Annotated in this window: 12 protein-coding genes; 11 read left to right on the forward strand and 1 reads right to left on the reverse strand. The window is 57.5% G+C overall.

Features of this window, described 5'->3' with window-relative positions; all coding sequences use genetic code 11:
* Positions 1-42: 42 nt before the first annotated feature.
* From bioB to AC2FFA_RS09730, 6 genes are read left to right on the forward strand one after another with little or no spacing between them, the layout of a single operon-like run.
* Positions 43-1,023 (forward strand): biotin synthase BioB, encoded by a 981-nt coding sequence (gene bioB, locus AC2FFA_RS09705; RefSeq protein WP_496851435.1) that lies wholly within the window; start codon positions 43-45, stop codon positions 1,021-1,023.
* Entirely contained in the window at positions 1,020-2,153 is a 1,134-nt protein-coding gene (locus AC2FFA_RS09710; protein ID WP_496851437.1) for an 8-amino-7-oxononanoate synthase, read from the forward strand. Before bioB ends, AC2FFA_RS09710 begins: the two co-directional genes overlap by 4 nt.
* Positions 2,150-2,770, forward strand: coding sequence for a dethiobiotin synthase (gene bioD, locus AC2FFA_RS09715; RefSeq protein WP_496851439.1), 621 nt, complete (start codon positions 2,150-2,152; stop codon positions 2,768-2,770). Before AC2FFA_RS09710 ends, bioD begins: the two co-directional genes overlap by 4 nt.
* On the forward strand, positions 2,767-4,053 hold the full coding sequence (bioA, locus tag AC2FFA_RS09720; protein ID WP_496851441.1) for an adenosylmethionine--8-amino-7-oxononanoate transaminase: 1,287 nt from the start codon (positions 2,767-2,769) through the stop codon (positions 4,051-4,053). Before bioD ends, bioA begins: the two co-directional genes overlap by 4 nt.
* On the forward strand, positions 4,050-4,670 hold the full coding sequence (locus tag AC2FFA_RS09725) for a pimeloyl-ACP methyl esterase BioG family protein (protein ID WP_496851443.1): 621 nt from the start codon (positions 4,050-4,052) through the stop codon (positions 4,668-4,670). Before bioA ends, AC2FFA_RS09725 begins: the two co-directional genes overlap by 4 nt.
* A complete protein-coding gene (locus tag AC2FFA_RS09730) occupies positions 4,667-5,422 on the forward strand; it encodes a methyltransferase domain-containing protein (protein ID WP_496851445.1) in 756 nt (251 codons plus the stop codon). The genes AC2FFA_RS09725 and AC2FFA_RS09730 overlap by 4 nt, the downstream gene beginning before the upstream one ends.
* A gap of 4 nt (positions 5,423-5,426) precedes the next feature.
* Here AC2FFA_RS09730 and AC2FFA_RS09735 read toward each other — a convergent pair whose 3' ends face one another.
* Positions 5,427-6,200, reverse strand: a complete 774-nt coding sequence (locus tag AC2FFA_RS09735) for a DeoR/GlpR family DNA-binding transcription regulator (protein WP_496851446.1) — start codon at positions 6,198-6,200, stop codon at positions 5,427-5,429.
* 217 nt (positions 6,201-6,417) lie between these two features.
* Between AC2FFA_RS09735 and AC2FFA_RS09740 the strand changes: the two genes are divergently transcribed.
* The 5 genes from AC2FFA_RS09740 (at position 6,418) to AC2FFA_RS09760 (ending at position 13,783) form a co-directional block, all read left to right on the forward strand.
* Positions 6,418-7,362 carry an ABC transporter substrate-binding protein gene (locus AC2FFA_RS09740; RefSeq protein WP_496851448.1) on the forward strand — a complete coding sequence of 315 codons (945 nt, stop codon included), beginning with the start codon at positions 6,418-6,420 and terminating at the stop codon, positions 7,360-7,362.
* Positions 7,363-7,436: 74 nt separating this feature from the next.
* A complete protein-coding gene (locus AC2FFA_RS09745) occupies positions 7,437-8,459 on the forward strand; it encodes a quaternary amine ABC transporter ATP-binding protein (protein ID WP_117873172.1) in 1,023 nt (340 codons plus the stop codon).
* The gene (locus AC2FFA_RS09750; protein ID WP_496851451.1) at positions 8,456-10,447 is read left to right on the forward strand and encodes an ABC transporter permease; all 1,992 of its coding nucleotides are present in this window, start codon (positions 8,456-8,458) and stop codon (positions 10,445-10,447) included. The genes AC2FFA_RS09745 and AC2FFA_RS09750 overlap by 4 nt, the downstream gene beginning before the upstream one ends.
* A gap of 19 nt (positions 10,448-10,466) precedes the next feature.
* Positions 10,467-11,330 (forward strand): phosphotransferase, encoded by an 864-nt coding sequence (locus AC2FFA_RS09755; RefSeq protein ID WP_496851675.1) that lies wholly within the window; start codon positions 10,467-10,469, stop codon positions 11,328-11,330.
* Positions 11,331-11,338: 8 nt separating this feature from the next.
* Positions 11,339-13,783: a GcvT family protein gene (locus tag AC2FFA_RS09760; protein ID WP_496851453.1), complete on the forward strand. Its 2,445-nt coding sequence runs from the start codon at positions 11,339-11,341 to the stop codon at positions 13,781-13,783.
* Positions 13,784-13,923 lie beyond the last annotated feature (140 nt).

The following is a 13,923-nucleotide window of genomic DNA, read 5'->3' on the forward strand; positions in this document are numbered from 1 at the left end:
AAATCCACGGCAACGCAAGCTGCAGGAAGTTTTATAGATAAAATGATCATCCCTCATTCCGGCTGGACCCGAAAGTCTGCGCAAGCTGTTCATGACCTCCCGTTGATGGACCTTCTGTTCCGGGCACAGACCGTGCACCGCGAGAACTTTGATCCGAACAAGATTCAGACTTCTAAACTGCTGTCGATCAAAACAGGCGGGTGCGCCGAGGATTGCGCCTATTGCTCGCAATCGGCCCGAAACGGATCCATCCTGCCTGCATCGAAACTGATCGAGGTTCAGCGTGTACTGGCCGAGGCCAAAAAGGCCCGCGACGGTGGCGCGACCCGGTTCTGCATGGGGGCCGCCTGGCGCGAGCCCAAGCCGCGCGATATGCCTGCTCTGGTCGCCATGGTTGAGGGCGTCAAGGCTATGGGCATGGAAACCTGCATGACGCTGGGCATGCTGGATGACACCCAGGTGGTTCAGCTGCGCGATGCCGGATTGGACTATTACAACCATAATATTGATACATCCGAACGTTATTATTCCGAAGTGATCACCACCCGTACATTCTCGGATCGGATCGACACGATGAACCGGGTACAGGAAGCCGGAATCAAGGTCTGCTCGGGTGGTATTCTGGGGATGGGTGAACATACTGGCGACCGTATCGATATGTTGCTGACTTTGGCCAACATGACCCCGCCGCCGGATTCGGTGCCGATCAACATGTTGATGCCACAAGCGGATACCCCGCTGGCTGACGCCGAACCGATTGATCCGATCGACTTTGTGCGGATTATTGCAACCGCCCGAATTCTGATGCCCAAATCCTACGTTCGGCTGTCCGCCGGTCGCAGTGACATGAGTGACGAGATGCAGGCGATGTGTTTCTTCGCCGGAGCAAATTCAATCTTTGTCGGCGAAACTCTTTTGACGGCAGAAAACCCTGAGGAAGATACCGACTCGATCCTGTTTGCGAAACTTGGCCTTCAGGCCGAAACGGCTGAAGAACATAACCGCACGGAAGCCGCCGAATGAAAGCAGTCGAACGACTGGAATCTATGCTCGATGCACTGGAAGCCCGGCACCGCCGTCGGGCTTTGATCCCGGCGCGCGGGCTGGATTTTGCGTCTAACGACTATTTGGGGTTGGCCGGGTCAAACCTGTTGCAAGAGGCTGCGCAGGCAGCGTTGGCGCGCGGCGTGCCCGTAGGCTCGGGCGGCTCGCGGCTGCTGCGGGGAAATCACCCTGAGCATGAGGCGCTGGAACATGAAGCGGCGGCTTTCTTTGCGGCCGAGGCCGCATTGTTCATGGGTGGAGGGTTTCAGGCCAACCAAGCGATCTTTTCCACCCTGCCGGCTGCCGGGGATCTGGTTTTGTATGACGAACTGGTTCACGCCAGCGCACACGAGGGGATGCGCGCCAGCCGTGCGGATCTGCGTGCCTTTCGCCACAACGACGTCGCGGATGCGCGCAACGTTTTGACCGAATGGCGATCCGCTGGTGGGCAGGGTCAGGTATGGATTGCTGTTGAAAGTGTCTATTCCATGGAGGGCGATCTGGCCCCGCTAAAGGACCTGTCATGTCTGGCGCGTGAAACCGAAGCCGTTCTGATCGTGGATGAGGCGCACGCCACGGGCGTTTTCGGGACAGATGGCAGGGGTCTTGCGCATGATCTGAACGTTGACCTTCTGACCCTGCACACCTGCGGCAAAGGGCTTGGTGTCTCTGGTGGGCTGATCTGTGGCCCACGCGCGATGATCGATGCCCTGATCAACCGCGCGCGGCCATTTATCTTTGCAACAGCGCCGTCCCCTCTGAACGCTGCTCTGGTACGGGCAGCCCTGCGTGAATTGGCCGGGAATGAGGGTTTAGTCACTGCTGCAAGCAAGCGCCTGCGCCATGCACATGATGCGGCCCGTCAAGCCGGGCTGCCTGACACGGCCTTGAACAGCCAGATCATTCCCGTCGTTCTTGGCGATGAGGCCCGGACGATGGCGATGGCACAGGCTTTGCAACATCAGGGGTATGACATTCGCGGCATTCGCCCGCCTACCGTTCCAAAAGGCACATCCCGTCTGCGCGTCTCGATCACCGGGAATGTCAGTCCTGAGGACATTTCGGCCCTGTTTGCAACCATCTCCAGCCACCAATCGGAGGCCGCATGAGCGCTCTGGTCATTGTCGGAACCGATACCGGCGTCGGAAAAACAGTTTTTTCGGCTGGCCTGACGGCGGCCCTGAACGCCAGCTACTGGAAGCCGGTTCAATCGGGTCTGGAGGATGCAACGGACACGGAAACCGTCTGCACCTTGTCCGGTGTGGACGTGTTGCCCGAAGCGTATCGCCTGAACATGCCTGCCTCCCCCCATCTTTCTGCGGAAGATATGGGCATTGAGATCGATCTGTCCCGGCTTGCGCTGCCGCAGGTGGACGGGCCGCTGGTTGTGGAGGGGGCAGGGGGGCTGATGGTGCCTCTGAACCGCAAATCCTACTATTTGGATCTGATCGCCAAATGGCAGGTCCCGGTCGTTCTGGTCGCACGCACGGCGCTGGGAACGATCAACCACACCACGCTGTCCCTGATGGCGCTTCGAGACGCAGGGTGCGAAGTGGTCGGCGTCGCTTTTGTCGGGGACCCGGAGCCTGACGTGGAGCAAACCATCGTCGAAATGAGCAACGTTCGACACCTCGGACGCTTGCCATATCTTGGCTACCTTACGCAGCAAAGCTTGTCAGATGCGTTTTCGTCCATAGACGTGGCGACCATACGGAGGTTTCTGTGACCCCGCTTGAGTTTGACGCCCGCCACCTCTGGCACCCCTATACGAACGTGGCAGATCCCGGTGCGATGCATCTTATCGACCGGGCCGAGGGCGTATATCTCTATCGGGAGGACGGTGCGAAGATGATAGACGCCATGTCGTCATGGTGGTGCGCTATCCACGGCCACAAGCATCCCGAAATCACATCCGCCATGCAGGCCCAGCTGGAAAAGATGCCTCATGTGATGTTCGGGGGGCTGACACACCGTCCGGCCATTGATCTGGGGCGCAGGATGGTCGACATGTTGCCCGAGGGGTTGGACCGCATTTTCTATTGCGACAGTGGGTCTGTCTCGGTCGAAGTGTCGATGAAGATGGCGGTGCAGTACCAAATGGCCCATGGCCGCACCCGCAAATTCGAATTTGCCACAATTCGGGGCGGCTATCACGGTGACACGTGGAAAGCGATGAGCGTCTGTGACCCGGTGACGGGTATGCACGGGCTGTTCCGCGGGGCTTTGTCGATCCAGCACTTCCTGCCGCGTCCCCAGGTTCGGTTGGAGGATGACTGGCCCGAGGACCCGGCGCGGAACGGGTTGGAGTCGCTGGAACGACTGTTGGCCGACAAGGGCGATCACCTCGCGGCCCTGATCCTTGAACCCGTGGTTCAAGGCGCCGGGGGTATGTATTTCTATCATCCCCAATGGCTGCGCGCGGCACGCGCCATGTGCGATGCCCATGACGTGCTGATCATTTTCGATGAGATCGCAACCGGATTTGGCCGAACCGGCAAGCTGTTCGCCACTGATCATGCGGGCATCACCCCGGATATAGTGTGTTTGGGCAAGGCGCTGACCGGTGGGCATATCTCGTTTGCCGCAACCGTAACCAGCAAGCGGGTGGCGTATGGCATTGGTGAAAGTGAGGCCGGAGTGTTCATGCACGGCCCGACCTACATGGCCAACCCTCTGGCCTGTGCCGCAGGATCGGCCAGCCTTGGCCTTCTGGCAGGGGGGAGCTGGCAACGCCAGGTGGCTGATATTGAAAATCAGATGCGGACCGAGCTGGAACCAGCGCGCGGTTTGTCGGGCGTAGCAGACGTCAGGGTTCTCGGCGCCATTGGTGTTATTGAAATGAAGGAAACGGTTGATCCTTCTGTCGCTCACCGGCTGGCCCCGAAGACCGGAGTGTGGCTGCGTCCCTTTGCGCGAAACATCTATTGTATGCCGCCTTACATTATTTCACCTGATGAACTCAGCCGGGTCACGAGCGCGATGGTCGCTTTGGCCGGGGGGCAGCAATGAAACACCAGTGGCTGGCGCAATCGGATGACAGCAGGCTGACTCTCGTCTTCGGGGGGTGGGCGCTGGGTGCCGCACCGTTCCGCGGTCTCACCGGAGGCGGATCTGTTCTGCTGATGGATGACTATACTCGGCTCGATGATCCCTTGCCCGATCTGGCCGGGTTTGACCGCGTCGAAATGCTTGCGTTTTCATTCGGTGTCGCATCCGTGGCCCATTGGTTGGCCAGCACACAGTTTCGCCCTGACCGGCTGGTTGCCGTCAGCGGTACGTTGCATCCTGCCTGCGCAGACCGGGGCATCGCGCCTGATATTGTCCGGGCCACGGCGGATCAGCTGTCATCGTCAAGTTTCATCAAGTTTTGCCGACGCGCCGGACTATCTGCTGACATACCTGAACTGGACATCGAGCAGGCAAAAAAGGAACTTCACGCGGTTATTGAGCGCGGCTCGGCGCCTGATCCCGGCTTTGATCGGGTTTGGATATCAGAGCGGGATCGGATCATTCCGTCCAATGCTCAAAGGACGGCCTGGGCCGCGAACCCGGATGCTATCAAACGCGTCGCCGCTCCGCATGTACCTTTCCGATCGGGCCAAAGCTGGGCGGAGTGGATGTCATGACAGCGCAATTGGCGGACAAAGTGCAGCGAAGCTTCAGCCGAAGCTTCCAGACTTACAACGACTCAGCCAGCCAGCAGGCCTGGGTTGCCCGCAAGCTGGTTTCCGAGATGCGCCGGGTAGGCGCGCCAAGCCGGTTTGATGTGGCGTTCGAGCTGGGTTGCGGCACAGGCCATCTGACCCGGTTGCTGCGGCAGAGCTTTGACCTTCCCGATCTCTACCTGAACGATATCGCGCCTCAAGCGCGGGCGACGGCAGATGCGGAAAAGGCGGCGTTCATCGCCGGAGATGTTCGCCTGGTCGAGTGGCCAGCGAGGCTGGATTTGGTCGCGTCGGCTTCGATGATCCAATGGATGGAGGATCCGGCCCGATTGTTGCAGAAGGTAGCCGATGCGCTTGAACCCGGTGGGTGGCTGGCGATGTCCGGGTTTGGCCCACTCCAATACCAGGAGCTTACGCAAATCGGTTCAACAGCCCGGGCGCCGGGCCTTTGTGCAACTGATGCCCTTGTGGCTGCCATAGAAGGGCCGCTCAAAGTTCTGTCGGTCGGTGAAAGCGTGAGGCCATCCTACTTTGCCACCCCCAGAGATGTTCTGAAGTACTTGCGCAGGACGGGGGTAAATGGTCGGGCACAAGGTGCATGGACCCGCGCCACTCTGGCCCGGTTCGAAGCTGACTACGTGCAAAAGTTCGGAGCTGACGGCAGGGTTCATTTGACCTACCACCCAGTGTGGGTCATCGCCCAAAAGCGTTAGGCGCCTATTCGGCTACAACAAGGTCAATTTCATTCGCCGAAAGCATCTGGCGAATACCCTCGGGCGGGTTTACATCAGTAAAGAACAGATTGATCTTGTTGGCAGATTCCAGTGTTACCGGCGCGCGTTTTCCCAGCTTTTCGCCATCGGCCACTACAATACGGACCTGTGCGTTTTGAATGGCGACGCGGGCCAGGTTAGCTTCTTGCAGGTCGTGCAACATAAAGCCCGGATCCGCATTGACCGCTCCAACAGACAGAACCGCGAAACGGACGTTCAAACGTTTGATGAGGTCCTGAGCTTCAACACCAAATGCGCCACCATCATGTGAGCGCAGCTCGCCACCAGCCATGAAGACGCGGTTGTTGTTTCTTGAAGCCAATGCCTGGGCAACAAAAACCGAATTGGTCACTACAAAAAGATCACTGTGGTTGCCAAGCGCCTGCGCCACATATGCGGTTGTCGAGCCGATATCGAGGAAAACTGAGTCTCCGTCGCTGATGACCTCGGCAACCGCTTTCGCCAACTTCTCTTTTGCGTCAACCTTCTTGTCCAGACGGCTTTGCAGCGACGGTTCCAGAATGTCTTCGAGAAGATGAACTCCGCCATGGACCTTACGCACAATGCCGCGCTCTTCCAGATTGCGCACGTTTCGCCGAATGGTTTCGAGGCTGACCCCAAGATCATTTGCCAAAACGCTTACCCGGCATGACCCACCCGCGCGAAAAAGCGCGCGCAAGATTTCTTCTTCTCGTTGGTTGGTGGTCTGAAGGTTCATGGGCCGCGCTCTGATGGCATCGTCATAAGGGACTTAAAGCCATACCACAATACCCACATAAAGCAACGCGAAGCGACAGATTTGCTTTTGAAATCTGCATTAATCAGGAAAAAATGTGGCTTTACGTGGTTTTTATTGACACAAAACCCCACGATGTGGTCGTCTATACTCAATACCACCGATTCATCGAAAAAAATCACGACAGGGAGAAGGTGTTATGAATTGTAAAATGGGAATTTCTGCGCTGGCCTTTATGGCAGTCGGAGCCGCAACAAGTGCTTGGGCTGTTGAGTCCTCGGACCCGATCAAATTGACGCTCCACGACTGGTCGGGGCAGTTGATCAATACCAAGATCATGGGTTCGATACTGGAAGAAGCTGGATACAACGTTGAATATGTTCAGGCGGATTACATTGCTCAATTCGCCGGTCTGAAAACGGGTGACCTGCATCTGGCGATGGAAATCTGGGAAACCACCGGGCGCGAGGCTCTGGACGAAGCAACCGGAACCGGCAAGGTCGTCAATGTCGGCGAAACCGGCCTGATGGCGATCGAAGAGTGGTGGTACCCCAGTTACATGAAGGAACGGTGCCCGGGATTGCCGAACTGGGAAGCGTTAAAAGATTGTGCCGAGGAATTCGCGACGGCTGAAACTGCTCCGAACGGGCGTTATGTCGGTGGACCGGTGACCTGGGGTGGCTTCGATGACGAGCGTGTCGAAGCGCTTGAACTGGATTTCGAAGTCGTCCATGCGGGCACCGACGCGGCCCTGTTTGCCGAGTTGGAATCCGCGTATCAAAGGCAGGATCCGATTGTCTTATGGGTCTACGTCCCACATTGGGCGCCGGCGAAATACGAAGGCGAGTTCGTCGAATTCCCGCCATTTACGCCAGAATGCTACAGTGACCCTTCGGTTGGTGTGAACCCAGACATGGCCTATGATTGCGGCAAGCCGCGTGGCCCGATCTGGAAAGCCGCCTGGTCTGGCCTGCAAGAAAAATGGCCAGGCGCATATGACATTATCGAAGCCTACAATATCAATAATGATGAAATGAGCGCCATGGTCGGCAAGGCCGATCTTGATGGCGTGGAAATCGACAGCGTTGTTGCAGAGTGGATGGAGACCAACAAAGACCGCTGGTCTGGCTGGATCTCGAAATAATCCACTGGCCAGAGCGAGCCTGTCGCTCTCTCGGTCCGCTCTGGCCTTTTTCGCGAATTAACCGGACCACACTGATGCCCCCCAAGACCAAACTGTCGTGCCGAAATATCTGGAAGCTCTATGGCCCCAACGCAGATCGGCTTCTGCGGACAACCCCTGAACCTACGGCAGATGATATTCGCAAGGCAGGCGTGATCGGCGCAGTCCGCAACGCCAATATCGAAATCTCTGAAGGCGAGATTTTCGTCATCATGGGCCTGTCGGGGTCTGGCAAATCAACTCTGGTTCGGTGCTTGTCCCGGTTGATCGAGCCTACTGGCGGAGAAGTCCTGTTCGATGATGCTGACCTTTTGCGCGCCAGTGAGAAAGAACTGATTGAAATCAGGCGTCACAAGATGGGCATGGTGTTCCAGCATTTCGCGTTGCTGCCGCATCTGACCGTTTTGCAGAACGTAATGTTCCCGTTGACTATTCAGGCCACTCCCAAAGCCGAAGCCGACGCCAATGCCCGCGAGGTCGTGGAATTGGTCGGCCTGAAAGGTCGTGAAGATTATTATCCGCGCGAACTCTCGGGTGGACAGCAGCAGCGCGTGGGGATCGCCCGGTCGCTTGTGACTGAACCGGACCTTTGGTTTTTGGACGAGCCGTTTTCGGCCCTCGACCCATTGATCCGCCGCGAGATGCAGGACGAATTCCTGCGCCTGCAGGAGCGCCTGCACAAGACGATTGTCTTCATCACTCATGATTTTGAAGAGGCGGTCAGACTGGCTGATCGGATTGCCATCATGAAGGATGGTGAGGTTATCCAGATCGCCACACCAGAACAGCTTGTGATGCATCCTGCAACGGATTACGTCGCTGAATTCACGCGGCATATCCCCCGGTCCAAAGTTCTGACAGTCGGTGGCGTCATGATGGCCGGGGCTGCTGGCGAAGGGGATCCGATCTTGCAATCGACCCGCGTGTCCGATGTGGCCGAACGGATCATTGCCGCAGACGCGCCGATCCCTGTTGCTGACAACAACGGGCAAGTCGTTGGCGCCATTGATCGCAAGGCCGTGGCGCACGTGCTGTTTGGCGGTGGAGACGTGGCATGACACGCCTGAACCGCAGTCAGATCATCATTCTGGTGCTCGTTCTGATCACGGTCATTCTTGGGTATTATGGTCGCGATCTGAGCAAAGCCTTGGATGCGCGCTGGCTGACAAAGTTCCCTTCGGCCTGGGTCATTCCGTTCAAGTCCTATATCTCGTTGGCAATGTCCTGGCTGATCGAAGATGCGGCCGTTGGTCCGGTCTCGTTCACCGATATCACCCGCGCCATCGCATGGTTGATCGAACAGCCCTATAATCTGGTTCTTGCCCTGCTGGCCGATGGCTTTGTCAGCGGTCAGGGGAATGACGCACAGGTTATCCTGCCTGCAATCAGCTGGATTGTAGTCATCACCGCCGTTGTCGCCTTGGGTCAATATTGCCGTGACTGGGGATTGGCCGCTTTGGTCGGGGCCTGCTTTATCTATCTTGCAGTTTTCGGACAATGGGACAGCGCCATGGTGACGCTGGCGTCGGTCCTGATTGCCGTACCAATTGGCGCAGGTGGAGGATTGTTGTTGGGCATTCTGGCCTATCGCCATCCGCTTTTTGAAAAGATCATCTCGCCCATTCTGGACTTGATGCAGACGATCCCGATCTTTGCTTATCTGGTGCCGATCCTGTTCATGTTTGGTTTTGGCCCAATCTCTGCCTTGGTCGCGACGATCATCTATGCGACCCCACCGATGGTGCGGATCACCACGCTGGCGCTGAAAGGCGTTGATCCCGAAATCCTAGATTTCGGGCGCATGGCGGGTACAACCCAGCGGCAGTTGATGTGGCGAGTGCTTGTGCCCTCGGCCAGCCACAGCCTGATGGTAGGCGTCAATCAGGTGATTATGCTGACCCTGAACATGGTCATCATCGCCTCGATGATTGGGGCAGGGGGGCTGGGCTTTGACGTCCTCGCCGCGCTGCGCCGTCTGGACATTGGAGCAGGGTTCGAAGCCGGCATCGCCATCGTGGTACTGGCCATTGCCGTCGACCGTCTGAGCCAAGCCTTTGCCGAACGTATGGGGCAAGTGCATCATGAGGCTCCCGGCTCGTGGATCGCTCGTCATCGCCGGACGGTTTTGGTGCTGATTTTATTGGTGCTGACCTGGGTTCTGGGACAGTTCTCGCCACTGCTGCTGGAATACCCCCAAAGCCAGACCATCACGACCGGTGCGTTCTGGGATGACACTGTCGCGTACCTGAACGTCAACTATTTCGACACGTTCGAGGCGATCAAGGTCTTCTTTCTGACGTGGTTCATGATCCCGATCAAAACGGTTCTGCTGGGTATCCCATGGCCTTGGGCCATCGCGATGCTGACCTTGCTGGGATGGCACGCTGGCGGTTGGCGGCTGGCGCTGTTGTGTGGTGGGATGGCCTCATTGATCCTGCTTTCGGGCTTGTGGTCAAAGGCAATGATAACCGTGTATCTGTGCGGTGCATCCGTCATATTGGCGACACTGATCGGTGTGCCCCTGGGAGTTTTGTCGGCGCTGAACAAACGCGCCGGGACTGCCATCAACCTGCTGATCGACACGCTGCAAACCCTTCCCAGCTTTGTTTATCTGATCCCTGTCGTCATGTTGTTCCGGGTCGGCGATTTCACCGCCCTGATCGCCATCGTCCTCTATGCGCTGGCCCCAGCTGTCCGCTATGCCGCCCATGGCGTGCGCTCGGTCAGTGAGGAACTGATCGAGGCAGGTCTGGTCTCAGGCTGCACCCGTACGCAACTGCTGCGCCATATCCGGCTGCCGATGGCGTTGCCTGAAATCCTGCTGGGCGTCAATCAGACGATCATGCTGGCGCTGTCAATGCTGGTGATCACCGCTCTCGTCGGTACCCGTGATCTGGGGCAAGAGGTCTACATCGCCTTGACCAAAGCCGATACCGGTCGCGGTCTGGTGGCCGGTCTGTCAATTGCCTTCATCGCCATCATCGCTGATCGGTTGATCAATGCCAGTGCCCGTCAGGCCCGCATCCGCTTTGGACTGGAGAGTTGATTTGAGCCATCCTGATCTGATGACCCGCATCCGCGCTCTGCCAATCTGGCAGGGTAAAATCGAGGCCACTCCTCTGACCGGTGGCATCACCAATGTGAACTTCAAGGTAACGGATGGCAGCGGGTCTTATGTGGTGCGTGTGGGCGACGACATCCCCCTGCATCAGGTGATGCGGTTCAATGAGCTGGCCGCCAGCAAGGCAGCCAATGCAGCGGGTCTGTCGCCTGCCGTGGTACATTCCTCAGGTGATCTGACAGTGCTGGAGTTCATCGAAAGCCGCACCTTGACGGAAGAAGATGTCCGCCATCCGAACATGCTGCCCCGTGTTCTGGAATTGGTCAAAACCTGTCATGTCGAAGTGCCGAAACACCTGCGCGGGCCGTCGCTGGTATTCTGGGTGTTCCACGTCATCCGGGACTATGCCGCAACACTGACCGAGAATGACAGCGCCCATGCAAAGCTAATCCCCGATCTGATCGACGCAGGCACGCTGCTGGAGCGTGAGGCAGGGCCGTATGACATTGTGTTCGGCCATAACGACCTGCTCTGTGGCAATTTTCTGGACGACGGCAATCGCCTTTGGCTGATCGACTTCGACTATGGCGGATTCAACTCGCCGCTTTTTGATCTGGGCGGGCTGGCGTCGAACAATGGCCTGTCGCCTGAACAGGAAGACTGGATGCTTGAAGCCTATTTTGAGGCCCCGATAACCTACGACCTGCGCCATCGATATGCGGCGATGAAATGCGCCTCGCTGCTGCGGGAAACCATGTGGAGCATGGTGTCCGAGATCACCTCGGATATCGACTTTGATTACGCAGCCTACACAGCTGAAAACCTGGCGCGGTTCCGCGCAGCCCTTACCGATTTCGAAAACACCTGAGGACAGACATGACCGACCTTCCTACAACAGCCAAAGCCGTCATTATCGGCGGCGGGATCATCGGCTGCTCGACCGCCTATCACCTGGCCAAGCTGGGCTGGACTGACACGGTGCTTCTGGAGCGCAAGAAACTGACTTCAGGCACCACGTTTCACGCCGCAGGGTTGGTTGGACAGTTGCGTTCGAACGCAAATATCACGCAATTGCTGGGCTATTCCGTCGATCTGTACAACAAGATCGAAGAGGAAACCGGCCTCGGTACAGGCTGGAAGATGAATGGCGGCTTGCGCCTTGCTTGCAACGAAGAGCGCTGGACCGAAGTCAAACGGCAGGCCACGACAGCTCATTCCTTTGGTCTGGACATGCAACTTCTGACCCCATCCGAGGCGCAAGAGCTTTGGCCCTTGATGGATGTCTCTGACGTGATCGGCGCGGCCTATCTGCCGACTGACGGTCAGGCCAACCCGTCAGATATCACGCAGGCGTTGGCCAAGGGCGCCCGCATGGCCGGGGCGAAGATATTCGAAGACACCCAGGTCATCGATATCGAGATTGAAGATGGCAAGATTCTCGCGGTAATCACCGAACATGGTCGGATCGAGTGTGAAAAGGTGATCTGCTGCGCCGGGCAATGGACCCGCACCTTTGCCAGCCGCTTTGGCGTCAACGTTCCTCTGGTTCCGATGGAACACCAGTACATGGTGACCGAACCTTTCGACGTGCCCGGCAATCTGCCCACTCTGCGCGATCCCGACCGGCTGACCTACTACAAGGAAGAAGTCGGAGGTCTGGTCATGGGCGGGTACGAGCCGAACCCGATCCCCTGGGCCACCAAGGGGATTCCGCAAGGTTTCCACTATACCCTTCTCGACAGCAATTTCGATCATTTCGAACAACTTATGGAGCTTGCGCTGGGGCGCGTGCCTGCGCTGGAGAACACTGGCGTCAAAACGTTGACCAACGGGCCGGAAAGCTTCACGCCTGACGGCAATTTTATCATCGGCGAAGCGCCTGAGTTGAAGAATTTCTTCGTCGGCGCGGGCTTTAATGCCTTTGGCATCGCGGCTGGCGGCGGTGCAGGCATGGCGCTGGCGGAGTGGGTATTTAATGGCGAGCCGCCCTTCGATCTGTGGTCTGCTGATATTCGTCGCTTTGGCCGCCCGCATTTCGACACCGACTGGGTTCGCACCCGTACCGTTGAAGCATACGGTAAACACTACACGATGGCTTGGCCGCATGAGGAACATGACTCTGGCCGCCCCTGTCGCAAGTCGCCGCTTTACGACACGCTGAAAAAGCAAGGCGCGTGCTTTGGAGAGAAACTGGGCTGGGAACGCCCCAACTGGTACGCCGATGCATCAAAGGGCGAGACACCCAGGGATGAATACAGCTTTGGCCGCCAGAATTGGTTCAATGCCGTAGGTCGCGAACATAAAGCGGCACGCGAAGCGGCTGTGTTGTTCGATCAGACATCTTTCGCCAAATTCGCCCTTAAGGGTCCGGATGCACTGGCAGCGATGAACTGGATCTGTGCCAATGATGTGGACAAGCCGGTTGGTGCCCTTGTCTATACCCAAATGTTGAACAACAAGGGCGGGATCGAGTGCGACCTGACCGTTGGGCGGGTGGCTCATGATGAGTTCTACATCGTCACCGGTACTGGCTTCGCCACTCATGACTTCGACTGGATCGACCGCAGCATTTCCGAGGGTATGAATTGCCAGCTGTTCGATATCACCTCATCGAATGCAGTTCTGTCATTGATGGGACCAAAAGCGCGTGAGATTCTTGCGGCGGTGACGCGCGATGACGTCTCGAATAACGGGTTCAAGTTTGGCGCGATCCGCACCATCGGCATCGCCGGGTGTCCGGTCAAGGCGCTGCGTGTGACCTATGTTGGTGAATTAGGGTGGGAACTGCACCTGCCCGTGGAGTATGCACAGACCGTCTATGACGCGCTGATGGAGGCCGGGCGGCCGCATGGATTGATAAATGCGGGCTACAGGGCCATTGAATCGCTGCGCCTTGAAAAAGGCTACCGCGCCTGGGGTTCGGATATCGGGCCGGATCATACGCCGTTCGAAAGTGGCTTGGGCTGGGCCGTGAAACTCCGGAAGAATATTGATTTCAAAGGGCGTGCCGCCTCTGAGGCGCAAAAAACCGGCGGCGTAAAGAAGATGCTGGCATGTTTCACGGTTGAACCCGACGTTGTTCTTCTGGGGCGTGAAACGATCTATCGGAATGGCGAAAGAGTCGGGTGGCTGACCTCGGGCGGCTATGGCTACACCGTCGGAAAGTCGATCGGCTACGGTTACATCCGAAACGCAAAGGGCGTCGACGCGGAATACGTCACATCAGGGACATATGAATTGGATGTCGCAACTCAAAGGGTTCCGTGCGAAGTGACACTGCAACCGCTGTACGACCCGCAGATGAGCCGGGTGAAAATCTGACCCGAGGGTGCAAGAGCTGATCAACTGACAAACACACAGCGATCGGAACGCATAGGGAAAGCATGCTAACACGGTAAATCCGCCCCGAATGTCCGTTAGGTCGTTGAATCTGGCTGTTTTCGACCTATAAGCCGTTGATA

This window comes from Ruegeria sp. YTSB088 (assembly GCF_059609825.1).